This window comes from Novosphingobium sp. NFX11, assembly GCF_057376415.1.
Window position 1 is genome coordinate 1,239,930 of sequence record NZ_CP080385.1, and the last position, 15,957, is coordinate 1,255,886.

The 15,957-nt window shown below is 66.1% G+C and carries 17 protein-coding genes and 1 pseudogene; 7 read left to right on the top strand and 11 right to left on the bottom strand.

Features of this window, described 5'->3' with window-relative positions; translation table 11 throughout:
- Positions 1-8 precede the first annotated feature (8 nt).
- From kdpA to KZO24_RS23475, 3 genes are all read right to left on the bottom strand, one after another.
- On the bottom strand, positions 9-1,712 hold the full coding sequence (gene kdpA, locus KZO24_RS23465) for a potassium-transporting ATPase subunit KdpA (RefSeq protein WP_271184364.1): 1,704 nt from the start codon (positions 1,710-1,712) through the stop codon (positions 9-11).
- A gap of 12 nt (positions 1,713-1,724) precedes the next feature.
- Positions 1,725-1,814 (bottom strand): potassium-transporting ATPase subunit F, encoded by a 90-nt coding sequence (locus tag KZO24_RS23470; RefSeq protein ID WP_008829858.1) that lies wholly within the window; start codon positions 1,812-1,814, stop codon positions 1,725-1,727.
- 309 nt (positions 1,815-2,123) lie between these two features.
- Entirely contained in the window at positions 2,124-4,526 is a 2,403-nt protein-coding gene (locus tag KZO24_RS23475; RefSeq protein WP_271184363.1) for a TonB-dependent receptor, read from the bottom strand.
- A gap of 182 nt (positions 4,527-4,708) precedes the next feature.
- Between KZO24_RS23475 and KZO24_RS23480 the strand changes: the two genes are divergently transcribed.
- A complete protein-coding gene (locus KZO24_RS23480; RefSeq protein WP_486487308.1) occupies positions 4,709-4,987 on the top strand; it encodes a LysR family transcriptional regulator in 279 nt (92 codons plus the stop codon).
- Between the two features lie 35 nt (positions 4,988-5,022).
- Positions 5,023-5,601 carry a substrate-binding domain-containing protein gene (locus KZO24_RS23485; RefSeq protein WP_486487757.1) on the top strand — a complete coding sequence of 193 codons (579 nt, stop codon included), beginning with the start codon at positions 5,023-5,025 and terminating at the stop codon, positions 5,599-5,601.
- 16 nt (positions 5,602-5,617) lie between these two features.
- Here the strand turns inward: KZO24_RS23485 and KZO24_RS23490 are convergent, their stop codons facing one another.
- From KZO24_RS23490 to KZO24_RS23500, 3 genes are all read right to left on the bottom strand, one after another.
- Positions 5,618-6,682 carry an LLM class flavin-dependent oxidoreductase gene (locus KZO24_RS23490; protein WP_271184361.1) on the bottom strand — a complete coding sequence of 355 codons (1,065 nt, stop codon included), beginning with the start codon at positions 6,680-6,682 and terminating at the stop codon, positions 5,618-5,620.
- A 6-nt stretch (positions 6,683-6,688) separates the two neighbouring features.
- Positions 6,689-7,537, bottom strand: a complete 849-nt coding sequence (locus KZO24_RS23495) for an MFS transporter (protein ID WP_486487309.1) — start codon at positions 7,535-7,537, stop codon at positions 6,689-6,691.
- A gap of 61 nt (positions 7,538-7,598) precedes the next feature.
- Entirely contained in the window at positions 7,599-8,078 is a 480-nt protein-coding gene (locus KZO24_RS23500) for an MFS transporter (RefSeq protein ID WP_486487310.1), read from the bottom strand.
- A gap of 131 nt (positions 8,079-8,209) precedes the next feature.
- Here KZO24_RS23500 and KZO24_RS23505 point away from each other — a divergent pair, with 131 nt between their 5' ends.
- The 4 genes from KZO24_RS23505 to KZO24_RS23520 all read left to right on the top strand — a co-directional run bounded on the left by KZO24_RS23505 (position 8,210) and on the right by KZO24_RS23520 (position 12,603).
- Entirely contained in the window at positions 8,210-9,094 is an 885-nt protein-coding gene (locus KZO24_RS23505) for a LysR family transcriptional regulator (protein ID WP_271184359.1), read from the top strand.
- A gap of 107 nt (positions 9,095-9,201) precedes the next feature.
- Entirely contained in the window at positions 9,202-10,233 is a 1,032-nt protein-coding gene (locus KZO24_RS23510) for an alpha/beta fold hydrolase (protein ID WP_271184358.1), read from the top strand.
- The gene (locus KZO24_RS23515; RefSeq protein ID WP_271184357.1) at positions 10,230-11,234 is read left to right on the top strand and encodes an alpha/beta fold hydrolase; all 1,005 of its coding nucleotides are present in this window, start codon (positions 10,230-10,232) and stop codon (positions 11,232-11,234) included. Before KZO24_RS23510 ends, KZO24_RS23515 begins: the two co-directional genes overlap by 4 nt.
- 13 nt (positions 11,235-11,247) lie before the next feature.
- The gene (locus KZO24_RS23520; protein WP_486487311.1) at positions 11,248-12,603 is read left to right on the top strand and encodes an LLM class flavin-dependent oxidoreductase; all 1,356 of its coding nucleotides are present in this window, start codon (positions 11,248-11,250) and stop codon (positions 12,601-12,603) included.
- Here the strand turns inward: KZO24_RS23520 and KZO24_RS23525 are convergent.
- Complete coding sequence (locus KZO24_RS23525; protein ID WP_271184355.1) at positions 12,600-12,998, bottom strand: hypothetical protein; 399 nt, start codon at positions 12,996-12,998, stop codon at positions 12,600-12,602. The genes KZO24_RS23520 and KZO24_RS23525 overlap by 4 nt on opposite strands.
- 118 nt (positions 12,999-13,116) lie before the next feature.
- Between KZO24_RS23525 and KZO24_RS23530 the strand changes: the two are divergent.
- A pseudogene (locus KZO24_RS23530) lies at positions 13,117-13,778 on the top strand (5'-methylthioadenosine/S-adenosylhomocysteine nucleosidase).
- A gap of 69 nt (positions 13,779-13,847) precedes the next feature.
- Here the strand turns inward: KZO24_RS23530 and KZO24_RS23535 are convergent.
- From KZO24_RS23535 to KZO24_RS23550, 4 genes are read right to left on the bottom strand one after another with little or no spacing between them, the layout of a single operon-like run.
- Positions 13,848-14,300 carry an EF-hand domain-containing protein gene (locus KZO24_RS23535; RefSeq protein WP_271184353.1) on the bottom strand — a complete coding sequence of 151 codons (453 nt, stop codon included), beginning with the start codon at positions 14,298-14,300 and terminating at the stop codon, positions 13,848-13,850.
- Between the two features lie 29 nt (positions 14,301-14,329).
- Complete coding sequence (locus KZO24_RS23540) at positions 14,330-15,121, bottom strand: DUF4198 domain-containing protein (protein ID WP_271184352.1); 792 nt, start codon at positions 15,119-15,121, stop codon at positions 14,330-14,332.
- A 17-nt stretch (positions 15,122-15,138) separates the two neighbouring features.
- Positions 15,139-15,360: an energy transducer TonB family protein gene (locus tag KZO24_RS23545; RefSeq protein ID WP_486487758.1), complete on the bottom strand. Its 222-nt coding sequence runs from the start codon at positions 15,358-15,360 to the stop codon at positions 15,139-15,141.
- The gene (locus tag KZO24_RS23550; protein ID WP_486487312.1) at positions 15,357-15,944 is read right to left on the bottom strand and encodes a hypothetical protein; all 588 of its coding nucleotides are present in this window, start codon (positions 15,942-15,944) and stop codon (positions 15,357-15,359) included. Before KZO24_RS23550 ends, KZO24_RS23545 begins: the two co-directional genes overlap by 4 nt.
- Between the last annotated feature and the right edge of the window lie 13 nt (positions 15,945-15,957).

Here is a 15,957-nt window from a genome sequence, read left to right on the forward strand (position 1 = left end):
TCAGGTCCTCAGAAAAGCTGGCCACGGATCATCGCGAGATGATCGGCGACAGGGCCAAGGGCGAGGCTGGGAAGGAAGGTCAGGCCGCCCACGATCAGGACGATGCCGATCAGCAGGCCGGTCCACAGCAGCCCGGTGGTGGGGAAACTGCCCGCCGTCTCCGGCGTGTACCTTTTGGCGGCGAGGCTGCCCGCGATCGCCAGCATCGGCACGATGACGAAGAACCGGCCGAGCCACATGGCGACGCCCAGCATGCCGTTGTAGAACGGCGTGCCCGCACTCAGCCCCGCGAAGGCCGAGCCGTTGTTGCCTACGGCGCTGGTGAAGGCGTAGAGGATCTCGGAGAACCCGTGCGGCCCCTTGTTGAGCGGCCCGGCAAGGCCCGCAGGCAGCACCGAGGCCACGGCGGTCATGCCCAGGATCACCAGCGGCAGCACCGCGATCGCCAGCACCGCCAGCTTGACCTCGCGGCTCTCGATCTTCTTGCCGACATACTCGGGCGTGCGGCCCACCATCAGCCCCGCCACGAAGACGGCAAGGATAGCGAACAGCAGGAACCCGTAGATCCCTGCGCCGACGCCGCCGACGACGACTTCGCCAAGCTGCATGTTGAACAGCGGGATCATGCCGCCCAGCGCCGTGAAGCTGTCATGCATGGCATTGACCGCGCCGCAGCTCGCCGCCGTGGTGACGACCGAGAACAGCGCCGAGGCGACCACGCCGAAGCGGACTTCCTTGCCCTCCATGTTGCCCCCGGCGACGCCGAGGTGATGGAGCACCGGATTGCCCACCGCTTCCTGCCAGTAGACCACGGCGGTGCCGATCAGGAAGATCGTCATCATCGCCGCCAGGATCGCCCAGCCCTGGCGGGTATTGCCCACCGCCTTGCCGAAGCACCAGGTCATGCCGGTGCCGATCACGAAAATCGACAGCATCTGGACGAAGTTGGTCAGCACGTCCGGGTTCTCGAAGGGGTGAGCGGAATTGGCGTTGAAGAAGCCGCCGCCGTTGGTGCCCAGCATCTTGATCGCCTCCTGCGAGGCGACGGGGCCGAGCGCGAGCGTCTGCTTCACGCCTTCCAGCGTCGAGACGTCGACCGATGCCGCCAGCGTCTGCGGCACGCCCGCCGCAATCAGGTACAGCGTGTAGACCACGCAGGCGGGCAGCAGCAGGTAGAGCGTCACGCGCGTAATGTCGGCCCAGAAGTTGCCGATTCCGGTAGCGCTGCGGCGCGCGAACCCACGGAACAGCGCGAAGGCCAGCGCGATCCCGGTGGCCGCCGAGAGGAAGTTATGGATCGTCAGCGCGAACATCTGCGACAGGTTGCTCATCACCGCCTCGCCCACGTACCACTGCCAGTTGGTATTGGTGGTGAAGCTGACGGCGGTGTTGAACGCCCCGTCCGCGCCGATGCCCGCATAGCCGAGGCCGTTGAGCGGCAACACGCCTTGCAGGCGCAGCACCGCATAAGTCAGGAGCAGCAGCACGGCGTTGAACACCAGCATGTGCACCGCGTAGCGATGCCACGGCTGGTCCTCGTCCGGGTTAATGCCTGACAGCTTGTAGAAGCCGCGCTCTACGGGTCCGAGCACACGATGAAGCGGCGTGCGGCGGCCCTCGTACAGCGCGTGGAGCCACAGCCCCATAGGTTTGGTGAGCGCCAGCAGAACGCCGACGAAAGCTGCGATATACAGCCATCCCTGGAAGGTCATGACGGCGCCCCCTCAGAACCGCTCGGGCCGTGCGAGCACGGCAACGAGATAGACGAGAAGGCCGAGTGCGGTGAAACCCGCCAGCCACAGATCGATGGTCATGTCGGTCGCGCCCCTCACGCCTTGTTGCACAGGCCGACGTAGCCGAGACTGGCCGCCAGCAACGCGAGGGTCAGGCCGATCCAGAGGATGTCCTGCATGGGTAATGCTCCTGCAAGCTCGCCTCGCAAAGGCTGCGGGACGAGTCGAATGCAGCAGAGCCATTAGGATGGTGCGGCGTTGGAATTCGAGACGAACAAATCCGCGGCCGCATAGTATTTGCGTATGATCTGCGGATTTTCGCTGAAAAAGCGACGTCCGGAAGCGATAGCTCGCTCCCGGACGGCTTTCGATCATGCCATGTTCGAAAGATCAGAACCCGAAGCGCACGCGGATGCCGCCGTTGCGCTTGACCGGCATCGACAGCACCACCGCATTGCCGCCGAGCAGGCTCGTCGTCGTCTGGACGCCGGTGTAGCTCTTGTCTTTGAACACGTTGTTGACGAAGAACTGCACGTCGAGATGCTCGCTGCTAATACCGGTGCGCACGTTCACCTTGTTGGCATCGCCGATCCACGAGATGTTCTCGTACGTCGTGTAGATGCGGCTGCGGTGTGCATAGTCGCCGCGCAGGAACCAGCGGTAGCCGTCGCCGATGTCGACGCCGTATTCCGCGCCGACGTTGCTGGTGAACACCGGAGCCGCAGGGTTCTGCGCGCCCGCCGCCACCGTCGAGTTGCCGGTGATCGCCACGCACGAGGCGCAGGGGATCGAAGTGTCCAGCTCGACCTTGTTGTACCCGGCGTTGAAGTTGAGCGACAGCGCATGGGTCACCTTGAGGTTACCCTCGATTTCGGCGCCCTTCACCGTGCTCCTGCCGGTGTTCTGGGTCACGCCGACGCCGATGTCGCTGGCGCCCGGGGTGGCGTTGGGGACCTGGATGCTGTTGGTGATCGCCTGGTCCTTCCACTTGGCGTAGAAGACCGCCGCGCTGAAGGAGAACACATCCGCCACGGTGCCCTTCAGGCCCAGTTCGTAGTTGTCGATGACGGCCGGCTTGTAGATGTTGGTGACCGAGGCGCGCTCTTCCAGATAAGCGCGCTGAGCGGCGGTCAGCGGCAGGACCGAGAGGTTGAAGCCGCCCTTGTTCATCCCGCGCGAATAGGTCGCGTAGCCCATGAGGTCCGGCGTGAACTTGTACTGCGCGGACACGCGGGGCACGAAGCGCTTGTACTTGCCGCTGGTGCGCAGGGTCTGCGGGTTGCGGAAGTAGACCTTCAGCTCCTCCTCGATGTAGCGCCCTTCGGCGTTCAGCGTGAAACGCGGCGAGAAGTCGTAGGACACGCTGCCGAACACGCTCTTGTCGACGAGCGTATTGAGCGAGCCGTCGCCGAACACCTGGATCGTATTGGGATAGAGCGCGACCGTATAACTGCGGTTGCTGACCTTGAAGTAGTTGGCGCCCACCATCCAGCGCAGCGGCTGGTTCGCGCCGGAAGTGACCCGGAACTCCTGGCTGACGGCGCGCTCCTTGTACATCGCCATGGTCGGGTAGTTGATGAACGGATCGCCCACGAAACCGGGGATCGTCGATACCGTGGTGTTGGGAATGCCGCTGGTATCGCGCCCGTCGAGGTCCTGATTGCTCTGGAAACGGGTCTTGTTGTAGCCGGTCAGCGACGAGAGCACGATGTCGGTGCCGGGGATCGTGAAGTCCACCGCAAGGTTCGTCACGATCTCGCGGCGCTCCAGACCCGCGTGGTCGTTGATCGCCTTGTAGGTCGGGTTCAGGCGTCCCAGCGAGTTGTTGACGACCTGGTCGATGAACGCAGGCGTCGCCGGGTTCTGGCCCATCTGGCTGGTTGGGAACTGCGGGATCTTGCCGCAGTAGAAGTTGTTCACGTTGGTCGGCGCGGCGCCCGCGTTGCAGTTGAAGGTGTTGACCGGCAGACGGCTGGAGAAGCCCGCCGCGCCCGCGCCGTCATGGTCCTCCAGATACATGCCGAAAGCCTTGAGGCGCAGGCCGTCGAACGGCTTGATCACCAGCGTGCCGTTGATCGTCTCGGTCTGCTGCGCACCGAGGCGGCTGCCGTCGTAGGGGTTGGTGTACTGCCCGTCGAAGCCGTAGCGGCGCCCGCCGATGCGCAGGCCGATGGCGTCCTTGACGATCGGCAACTCGACGCTCGCCTTGATGTCATAGAGCGAATAGCTGCCCGCAGTGCCGTCGAAGTTCCACCGGAACGCATCGCCCGGATCACGCGTCACCACGTTGATCGCGCCCGCGAAGGACTGGCGGCCGAAGGCGGCGCTCTGCGGACCTTTGAGCACTTCGACACGCGACACTTCGTTGCCGAGGTTGTTGATGACGTCGAAGTTGACCGGCGTACCGTCGAGAAACACCGAGACGGTCGGGTTCAGCGGATCGGCGATGCCGCGGATGACGATCTGGCTGTAGCTGCGGTCGACGCGGCCCGAACTGGTCTGCTGCGCATAGAGGCCCGGCGTGAAGGCCTGCAGGTCCAGCACGTTGTTGACGTTGAGCTTGGCGAGGTTGGCCGCCGTCATGACCGACAGCGTCACCGGGGTCTCCAGCAGCGACTCCTCGCGGCGACGGGCGGTGACCATGATCACCCCGCCGTCGGTGCCCGCTTCGGCCTGCGGAGCGGACGGCGCAACCGGGGTTTCCTGGGCCTGCGCGGCAGGCGCAGTGGCCATGACGAGCATGAGCGCGGTGCAGCATGCACCAAAGTCATAGCATTTCGATTTCGAACGCATCTTGGTATTCTCCCTGTTTTCGGAATTTGCGTGTCAATGAACTTCGATTCATTGCACGACTTCGGAACGGAAGTTTTCAGGATAAAATCGGATATTCAATTGAATTTGGGTTGTCCGCCCATAACCATCAGTTATGAAACTGCAGAGGCCGGACCCCTGAGTCCCGCCGCCCGGAGAGCACGATGGACCTTCGCCAGCTGCGCCACCTGATCGCCATCATCGAGGAGCGTTCGTTCTCGGCCGCGGCCAAGGCGGTGCACCTCACCCAGCCTGCCCTGACGCGCAGCATGAACGCCCTCGAAGCGAGCGTTGGAACGCCGCTTCTGGTGCGCAGAAACAACGGAATTGAGCCGACTTCGGCAGGTTCCGTGCTTTACGAATACGCCAACCTGCTGACCGCCACAGCGGACAATGCCAGGGCCGACATCGCCCGGCTGGCGAAGGGTCTGGGGGTGCGCTGAACGTCGGAATCGGCACACATCTGGCCGACCTCGCACTGCCGAAAATCCTCTCGGAGTTCGCGCGGCGCTATCCCCACCTGTCGATCAATCTGAAGATCGGGATGATCGAGGATCTGGTGCCGATGGTGCTGGAGGGCAGGGTCGAACTGATCGCCAGCATGGTCCCGACGGACCGCATGCAGGCAGGCATCGCCTATGAGCGACTTTTTACTACAACAACCCATTTATATGCAGCACAACTGCACCACCTATGCGCCATAGATGATGCCATTACTTTTGAACAATTGACGCGCGAGCGCTGGGTTTATTTAAACTGCCTCCACGCGGATCTCGACATGAATCGCTTCTTCGCCAATGGCGGCATGGGCTTTCCCGATCAGGTTTTCCGCACCGATTCCCCAAGGATGATGCGCGCAATGATCGAGGACGAAGGCTGCCTCGGCATCATGCCGGACGACTACATGAGCGGCGCCCGGGCGCAGGCGCTGCGAGTAGAGGGCATGCCCGTCCCGCGCGCGACCGGGCTGCTCTACCGCCCCGATATTCCGCTGCGTCCGATCGTCATGGAATTCGCCAACCTGCTGCGCCGCGAACTTTCCAAACCTCCGGGATGAGTGCGCGCGCACCGGCTCAGGCGGCCAGCGCGGCGAAAGCGCGCAGGCGCGGCACCAGGTGCTCGCCAAGGTGCAGGACGTCGGCGATCGGATCGAAGCCGCTGATCAGGAAGCGGTTCACGCCAAGCCGGTGATAGGCGAGCAGGCTGGCGGCGACCGAGTCCGGCGTGCCGACGATCGTGCTGGCGGCCTTCTGGAACCCGGTGGCGCGGGCGATGCCCACCCAGAGCCGCTCGTCCAGCACGTCGCCTTCGCGGGCGCGCGCTTCGGCCAGTTCGTTCTTGCCGAGGACGCCGGGCTGACCGCCCTTTTGCGCCATGTCCTCGACGCCCCGGCGCACGTCCTCCAGCACCGCCTGCGCCTTGTCCCATGCCTCGCCCTCGGTACGGCCGACGATGATCCGGGTGGACATGCAGAAATCGACTGTCCGACCGGCCTTACGCGCCTCTTGACGTACCGATGCGATCAGTGCGGCGCTGGGTTCCAGCCGGTCTATGCCGAAGGCGTAGACGTCGGCGTGCTGCCCCGCGACTTCCAGTGCGCGCGGGGACTGGCCGCCGAAGAACACCGGGATGCCGCCCGCCTGCACCGGCACCACTTCGGAGCGCGCGCCGCGCAAGGTATAGAACGTGCCGTCGTGATCGAACCGCTCGCCGCTCCATGTCCTGCGCAGCAGCGGAATATATTCAGCACTGCGGGCGTGACGTTCGTCGCGGGTTAGGAAATCGCCGTCGGCCTGCGTCTCGGTGTCGCTGGGGGCGGAGATGACATGGACGCCCACCCGCCCCTCGCTCAGCCGGTCGAGCGTGGCGAACTGGCGCGCGGCCAGCGTCGGCGCGACGAAGCCGGGGCGGTGCGCGATCATGAACCTGAGCCGTTTGGTGATCCCGGCAAGGTGCGTGGCGAAGACCACGCCGTCGGGCCACGTCGCCGCCTGCGCGATCAGCACGCGGTCGAAGTCCGCCGCCTCGAACGCGGCGGCGAGGCGGGCGATGAAGTCGGGCTCGACGATGCCCATCGGACGCGGGTTCGCCTCCGAGGATTCGCGATGGTTGAAAGTCCCGATGATCTCGATCGACATGACGCGTCAGTTTTCCTCGTGCGGCGCGGGCGCCGGTTCAGCCAAATTCTCAGCAGGCATCCGGTAGAACAGGAGCAGGACGATCCCGGCCACTTGCGCGACCGCCGGGATCGCCGCCATCGACAGGCGCACCGCCTCGCGCGCGGCCTCGCTCTGCACCAGCGCGGCGCCGGTCCCGGAACGGTAGCCGCTCGCCTGCAGGAACAGTCCGACGAGGAACGGCGCGAGGGCGAAGGCGGCCTTCTGGAAGAACTCGAAGAAAGCGGCGTAGAGCCCCTCCTTGCGCAGCCCGCTGCGGCGCACCCCGAAGGCGATGGTGTCCGGCAACATGGACAGCGTCATCAGCAGCGTTCCCGTCGTCGCGAAACCGGCAAAGCCGCCGCGCAGCAGGAACAGGGCATCGCCCTCGGCCGGGGAGGCCGCGAGCCAGCTCAGGCTGATCGCGGCCGAAAGCACCAGCGCCGCCGCGCAGATCACCGGCTTGGGCGCGAAGCGGGCGATCTGGCGCCAGACGGGCACGCTCATGGTGCCGACCACGCCGCTCGCCAGCGCGAACTGCGCCATGCCGGTCTCTCCGCGCGCAAGGATGTCGCGCATGAAGAACAGCCCGGTCGCGCCCACCGCCGCCGAGGCGATGAAGCCGCAGAACTTGACGCCCAGCAGGACGATGAACGGGCGGTTGGCGAAAAGCTGCGCGAACCCGGCGAGTGCGGAGCCGCGCTCATGCTCGACAGGGTGCTCGCGCAGGCCACCCGTCGCGACGACCGCGACGGCCATGCTCACGAAGATGAAGGCGGCCATGCAATAGCCCATCCGCGCGAAGGCATCGGCGGAACTGCCGCCCCACGCGATCATCGCCGGGGCCAACGCTCCCCCGCCAGCGCGGCAAGCTGGATGAAGAACGTCCGCCAGGCCATCAGCGAGGTCCGCTCCTGCGGGCTGTCGGTGATCTCGGCGGGCATCGCGGAAGAGGAATCGCGAAAGCAGAATAGCCGGTGAAGGTCAGCAGCAGCGCGCCCATCACCATGACCGCCTGCGAACCGCCCGCCCCGCTGCCCGAGAACAGCCAGGCCATGCCGAGGCCGCTCAGCAAGGCACCCGCCGCCATCCACGGTCGCCGCCGTCCCCAGCGGCTGCGGGTACGATCGCTGCCCTGTCCGATCAGCAGGTCGGCGATGCCGTCGTAGATCCGCCCGGCCAGCATGAACGAGCCCGCGAGGGCGGGGTCCATCCCGGTCGCGGTCACCAGGTAATACATCAGGATGACGTTGACGACGTAGAGCACGGTCGTGCTGCCCGCCGAACCGAACGCCCAGCCCACTTTGGTCGTGATCGGTATGCGCCTGGTGCCGCCAGGTACACCTTGAGTGCCGTTGAGTGCCGCTATTTCGGTCAAGAGCGCCCCCGCCTCACAGGTCCGCCACGGACTGCCTACCAGCCGGAGACTACGGACACGGCGCTGGCCCGGGAAATCGAAAGCACGGCTTCTTCCATGCACAAAACGTATGCTCGAGGAATCGGAAGACCATGCAGATCCGGCAATTGCGACACTTCCTGGCGGCGGTGGAGACGGGCTCGATGACCCTCGCCTCGACCGCGCAGAACATCACGCAACCCACGCTTTCGCGCAGTATCCGCACGCTGGAGGAGCAGCTCGGCGTCGACCTGTTCGAGCGCGGCCATCGCGGCGTCCTGCCCACCCGATACGGGGAATTGCTGGCGGCCCATGCCCGCTCGATCCTCCACGGCTTCGACCAGGCGATCGAGGATGTCGGCGCCATGCGGGCGGGCGGTTTGGGCCATGTCCGCCTCGGCATCGGCTCCACCGCGACCGACCCGCGCATTGCGCAGGCCTGCGCGGAAATGGCGGTTTCGGCGGAAAACATCACGCTTTCGCTGGACTTCGACGTGCCCGAGACGCAGTTCGCGCGGCTGCGGCGCGGGGAACTCGATGCGATCATCGACACTTTGCGCCCCGACCTCGACAGCGGCGACCTCAACTTCCGGCCGCTCACCCGGCTCGACCTGGTGCTCGTCGCGCGACGCAGGCACCCGATCCTCGAACGCGGCGTGATGCCTGCGCGAGAACTGGCCCGCTGGCCCTGGGCGATCTTCAACCAGCCCAATGCCGAGGCATTCTACCGCGGACTTCTGGGGCTGGAGGACGAGGACCACAACATCCGCGTCCGCAGTTCCTCGCCCGCGATGCTGCGGCAGTTGCTGCTCCACGCCGACCTGATCGGCCTGATGGCCCGTACCGAGATCGCCGACTGCCTAGCCGACGGGCGATTGCAGGAAGTCTCCGCCGACATGCGCCGCGTCGAGGCGACGCTTTGCGTCATCACCCGGCGGCGGACCTACATGAGCGGCGCCCTGCGCGTGGTGATCAAGCGGCTGCACGAGGCGCTGTGAGAGCCATCTCCCATACGATTTGGGCATGACTGCGCGCGCGCTTTCGATTGGGCGATGACCGGTGCCCTCCGCATAGTCCGGGGCATGAAGGCGGGGAAACACGGGACATGCTGAAACGTCCGGTCATGGCCGGGATCGCGGCGCTGACACTGCTTGCAGTGGGGTTCGGCGCCTTCGCCCTCGCTGCGCGGACGGGCGCCTTCGCCATTTCGCTGGAGGATTTGCGCCACCGCTACCAGACCGCGCATTCCCGCTACGTGTCGCTAGACGGGGTGCAACTTCACATCGACGACCGGGGCTCCGGGCCTGTCATCATGCTCATCCACGGGCACTACCAGTCGCTGCGTATCTGGGATGCCTGGGCGCAGCGGCTCGCCAGCGACCACCGCGTGATCCGCATCGACATGCCGCCTTACGGCCTCTCCGGCCCCGACCGCACCGGCCAGTACAGCCCCCGCCGCGTCGAGCAGCTGATCGCCCTCCTAGCCCGGCACGAACACCTGAAGCGCTTCAGTATCGGCGGCATCTCTACCGGCAGCGCGATCGCCATGCGCTATACGCTGGCGCATCCCGATCAGGTGGAAAGCCTTATCCTGGTGAACGCGCCGCTGGTGCCGATCCCACCCGGCTTGCAGCCGAAGACCTCGGCCATGCTGGGCTTTCTGGAGAACACCCTGTTCCGGCCGATTTACCGGCCCAAGGCGTTCTACCGCTACCTCCTGAACCGCCTGATCGCCAACAAGTCCGTCCTCACCGACGATCTGGTGCAGCAGACCTACGACATGCACCGCAAGCCCGGCAATGGGGCGACGCTGGACCAGTTCACCAGCGCCCTGCGCTTTGAAGCGAGCGATTACGGCAAGCGATCGCAGACGACCGCGCAGCAGCTGGGCTCGGTCCGCGTACCGACGCTCGTGCTTTGGGGCGGGGCCGGGTCCATGCTCCCGGTTTCGGTGGGCTGCGAGGTGACACGCACGGTCGGCGCCTCCCGCCGGCTAATGGTCAGTTTTCCCGGTACAGGCCATTTCCTGCCGATCGAGGCTCCGCACGCCGCCGAGGACATCGCCTGGTTCCTCGATGCCGACAGCGGCAAGGCCGCCCGTCCGCCTGCCGGCACAGTACAGGACTGCACACGATGAAACACGCCGTGCTCGGCGCGTTCTGCGCGCTCTCGCTCACGATCGCCCCCGTCTGCGCGCAGGAAACCATCGCCAGCCCCGACCCGATCCCGGTCGCCGAACTGGAAAGCCGCTACCGCCTTCCGCAATCGAAGTTCATCGACCTGCTCGGCACGCGCATCCACTATGTCGATGTCGGCTCCGGCCCCGTACTGGTCCTCACGCATGGGTCGAGTTCGTCGCTGCGCACGTTCGCGCCCATGATCGAGCGTCTGAGCCGCCGCTACCGCGTGATCGCGTGGGATGAGCCGAACATGGGCCTGTCGGGCGCCCCGCCACGTGTACTCTACGACCGCCCGCTCTATCCCGTACTGGTGCTGGAGGCGCTGCTTGAGACCCTCAAGGTCGAACGCGCCAACCTTGCCGGGGTATCGAGCGGCGGTGCAATCTCGTTCTACTACGCGGCGCGCAATCCGGGGCGGGTCGAGCGGTTGATCCTGTCCAACACGCCCACCGGCCGCGCGGACGGCAAAGGCATGGCGCTCAGCGCCGCGCTGGCGAGGGAAATCGCCGCCTCCACTCCGGCCACCGGACGCAAGAGCAAGATCTTCCGCCCGCGCTCCTACTGGCGGGCCTACTTCGATTTCTACACCGGAGAGCCCGGCCGCGCGGACGACCGGCTCGTCGACGAATACTACGACATGAACCGCCGCCCCGCCGCGCCCGACAGGCTGGCCATCGTCGCAGCGCTCGACGATCCGGCGCTGACCGCCGACGCGTTGGCGAAGGTGACTGCGCCGGTGCTGCTTGTCTGGGGCGCCCGCGATCCGGTCCTGCCGGTCGAGAGTGCAGCGGTCCTCCGCGATGCTCTGGTCCATGCTCAGGTATCGACGCTGATCCTGCCGGACGTGGGACATTATCCGCCGCTGGAAGTGCCGGGTCGCTTCGCCGACATCCTCGACAGCTTCCTCTTCGACGTTACCCCCTACCGGCCAGTCGCGCCGGACCCTGCCAAGCGGTGAGGCGCGCACATCCATGACCGACGACACGACCGAATTCTTCGGCATCCTGCACTGGAACGACTATTCCGAAGCCAGGCCGAGGCCCTTCGACGAAGTGGATTCCGAGTTCATCGCAGCCTGCGCCCGCGCTCATGAGGACGCAGGGTTCGATCGCGTGCTCATCGCCAACTCGGCCCATCGGCCTGACAGCCTGCCCATAGCGACATGGGCAGCGGCAGCGACCTGCAGGCTCGGCTTCATGATCGCGCACCGACCCGGCTTCATCGCGCCGACAATGGCCGCGCGCATGTTCGCCATCCTCGACCGGATGAGCGGCGGGCGCTGCGGTGTCCACATCATCACCGGTGCCGACGATCAAGAACTCCACGCGGACGGCGATTACAGTACCAAGGACGACCGCTATCGCCGCAGCCACGAATACGTCGAAGTCATGCGCAAGGTCTGGTCGAGCCAGGCGCCTTTCGATCACGAGGGGGAATTCTACCAGGTGGAGGGCGCCTTCTCCCACGTTCGGCCGGAAAAGGGCATCCCGGTCTTCTGGGGTGGCAGTTCGCCAGCCTCGATCGAGTACGGGACGCGCGCGGCGGACGTCTATGCGTTCCCCGGCTTCCCTGCCGCCGCCCTGAAGGAGCCCGCGCGCGACGTGCTGTCCCGCGCCCGCGCGATCGGCCGTTCACCGGCCCTGCTCACCTCCCTGCGCGTCCTCGTCGCCGACACTCCGGCGCAGGCGTGGGAACGCGCCCATGCCATTCAGGACCGGTTGATCGAGGAAGTCGTCGATAACGGCCGCTTCCCGACCAATCCGGGTGAAGGCCGCCGGGCGGCAATCGACCGGGCCAGGCAAGCCGCCAACGAGAATGCGCTGGAGGGTTTGCTCTGGGCAGGCATCACCCGCGTTCCCATCGGTCGGCCGGCGTTGGGATGCCTGGTGGGCAGCCACGATCAGGTCGCGGATGCGCTGATGGAATACCGGGAAGCCGGGTTCTCCCGGTTCATCGTCAGCGGCTATGACCCGATCCCCGACGCCCGCCTGTTCGGCGCAGAACTGATCCCCGGGTTTGCGCACGCGCAAAGGCGCGATAGCCGGAACAAAGGCCGATCCCGTCCCTTCCTCCTGCAAAGGAGACAGAAATATGCTCGGCAAGATTTTGGGTGCAGTCGCAGGAGTCAGGTAGCGCAACACGTGCGCGGTATCGACGGCACCGGCGGTGCGGTCCTCGGCGTAGCCGCGACGAGCGTGCTGCGACGACTGGGGCCGGTCGGACTCGTTGCCGCGGCGGTGGGCGGCTACGCGCTCAAGAAGCACATGGAAAAGCGGGAAGCCAGGAAAGCACCGGTCGCACCCAAGGCCGCACCCGGAAAATCCTAGGCCGGGCCGGCCGCGCGGTGGTACTCGCTCGCCGCCTGCGGGTCCTGCACGTCATAGGCGAACCACGCCTTCCGCCCGTAGTCATAGACCTGCACCAGCCCATCCTCGACCCGGGCTGCGAAGAACGTGGATGAGGCGCGATCGTAGCCTTTGACTTGCGCGCCATCGATCTCGACCGACACGAAATTCTTGTCCCCGGCGTCGTGGATTTCCGGCAGCGTACCGCCGAATTTTACACTCCGGGCGCCGTCGAACCCCTGTAAACGGCCGTCGCGGAACTCGGCGGCGATCTGCAGGTCGCGGCCAAGAGAATGGTCGTAGAGTCCGGCAACCTTCTTGCCGGTCAGGGCGGCGAAGGCGATCGCAGCGATCATCGAACGGGTATGTGCTAGCATGATGAATGCCTGACACGTCGCGGCTACTGAAATCAAGGTGGCCTGCGACAAGCCGATTGCGCGCCGGCGTCACCTTTGCGAAAGATCGCGCCGCTACGGCAGGAATCAGGGCCGGGCGATGCAGGAGCAAGTTGTGAAGCCGACGTCGATAGCGGGAATGCAGGTGCTGTTCGTCATGGCCATCGACCATGAGTACGGCCCGCATCTCAGGGCGCGGATGACGCCGCTGATGACCGGCGTAGGTCCCGTCGAGGCCGCCATCGCGGCGACCGCGTGCCTGCAGCGTCTGGAGGCCTCGGGGCAATTGCCCGATCTGGTCGTGACCCTGGGCTCTGCCGGATCGCGGCGCTGCCGGATGGGGAAGTCTACCAGATCGAAAGCGTGTCATGGCGCGACATGGACGCATCGCGCCTCGGCTTCGCAAGGGGCGTCACACCGTTCGCCGACCATCCGGCAGTTCTGCAGTTGCCCGTGCTGCTCCCCGACCTGCCCCGCGCCTCGCTCTCGACCGGCGGCGATGTCATAGGCGGCGAAGACTATGCGCGGATCGACGCCGACCTCGTCGACATGGAGACTTACGCAGTGCTGCGCGCATGCCAGCGGTTCGGCGTGCCGATGATCGGCCTGCGCGGTGTCTCGGACGGCGCGGACGAACTGGAGGGCATGTCGGGCTGGACCGAACTGCTCGCGCTGCTGGACGAGCGGCTGGCGATCGCACTCGACAAGCTGACGGAGGCGCTTGAGCGCGGATTGGCGGATAGCCTTACCGCCGACGCCTGATCGTCGCCGAACTTACCTTCGTCATTCCCGCCTTCGCGGGGATGACGAAAGTGTTTTATACGCTCAGTATCAATACGAACCCGAAGTGTCGGTCGCATCGACGATGCCGTCGCCGTTGGTGTCGAGCCGCTCGAACATCCGCTCGCCCGAAGCATTGAACTCTTCCAGCGTCAGGTTGCCGTCCTTGTCGGTATCGAGCACGCCGAAGCGCACGTGGGCCTGCTTGACTTGGCCGTCCGGTGCCGGTTTGTCCTTGCTGAAGCGGCCGGTGAACTCGCCGACGTAGTCCGCCTCGCTGACCTTGCCGTCGCCATCGAGGTCGAAGGTGCGATACTTGGCGGCACGGGCAGCGGCGAACTCGGCGGCGGTGACGCGGCCGTCGTGATCGGCGTCGTTCTCGCGCAGGAAGGCTTCCTTGCCGTGGCCGGGCGCGGCGCGGCGCTCTTCGGTAGACTGGGCAAGCGCGCCCTGGCTGGCTGTGAGGGCGAGAACGAGCCCTGCGATAAAGTGAGTCTTGGTCATGGTCTTCTCCGTTGAACTGGAAATCGGGATCACTCTTCGACCTGGAACGTAAGCGAGGTCGTGTAGCTGCGCTCGTCGGTGCCGGAGCCGGCGGGCGCCTCGGCGCGGTGGCGGGTCATCAGGACGTATGTGCCGGGGCGGTCGAACGTGATGACGGCCTTGCCCTGCGCGTCGGTCCTGACCTGACGGTGGCTGACCGCCTCCTCATAGTCCGCGCCGCCCCGGTCCAGCTCCAGTTCCTGCGCGGCCATCGGCTTGCCGTCGAACAGTACATTGAGCGTGAACGGGGTGTCGAGATAGAGTTCGCTGGGATGCGTCACCGGCTGGATGCGCAGGCGCCCGATCGCGACGTCGACGGGCGCACGGGTCGGCTGCTTCTTGGAGACATAGGCGTCGGCGACGGTCTCGGTCTGGCTGGTGCGGACTTGCGTGGCTTCCTTGGGCACTTCGCCGTGGACCGGCTGCCACTTGCCGCCGACCAGCGCGCTCTTGCCCACCCGGCCGAGACGCACGCCCGTGGTGAAGCGATAAGTCCCCTCGGCATCGAGCGCACTTTCCAGCACCACCATCTGCTTGAGCGGGGTGATCGACTGGAAGCTGCCGCGCGATCCGTCCGGCAGGATGACGTGATAGTCGCTGGCATCGACCGGCACTTCGGGACGGAAGAACTTCTCGCCGAAAGCCGATTCCACCGTCACCATCTTCTCGGTATTGCCCGCGAAGAACTTGGGCAGGAGGTAGGAGGTGTGGGCGAGCGCGGCGCCGGGAGCGATGCTGACGGCGCACAACAGCGCGGCGAGCCTTACGGGAAGTCTGGTCATGGTCGAAGCGGTCCTCATCATTGTCCGGTGATCTCGAAAGTGAAGGTGTGCGCCTCGCCGTCCGGCGGGCGCGGGAAAGGCGATGCCCGGCGGACCAGAGCCATCGCCTCGTGATCGAAGCGCGAGGTGCCTGATGTGCGCGCCACGCGGATCGCGCGCGCGGCGCCGCCGGGCTCGACGGTGAAGGCGATCAGTGCCTCGCCGGCGCCGATGGTGTTGCCGCGCTGGTAGCGTTTCAGATGCTGGTAGACGCGGCCGCTGAAATTGCTGACGGCGGAATTGCCCGCCTGATCGGTGTTGCCGCCGCCGCTGCCGCCCTTCCCTGAGCCTCCGCCGCGCTTTCCGCCGCCCGCGCCTGCGGACCGGGTGCAGTGGCGGCCGGAGTGACGAACGCGGCTGCGGGGATCAGCTTGGCCACAGGCAACTGCCGCGTCGTCGTCGCGGCCGCACCTTCACCCGTGCGCCCCTGCCCGCCGCCGCCTGCCTGCGCCGCCGGTTGCGGCAGGGGCTGCGCAGCGGGCCGAGCCTCTGCGACTATCGCCGGCGACGGAACTTCGGCAGGCGGCGTCACCGTGCGTTCCCGAGGCTGTTGTGCCTCGGCCAGCGGCTGCATCTTCGGGCCGGGTCCGCCCTCGCGCATGGACAGATCGATGCTGACGAGGCGGGAACGGGTGCCCCCTTCCACCAGCACCGTCTCGCCCCAGGTGAAGACCAGCAGGGCCGCCACGATCGCGTGCGCGGTGACCGAGGCGGCCATGGCGTTCAGGTCGATCCGCGCAAACGGACCTGTCCCGAATTCGGATCTGCCCATCCAGTAAGCCATGTCCGCCTCGCCC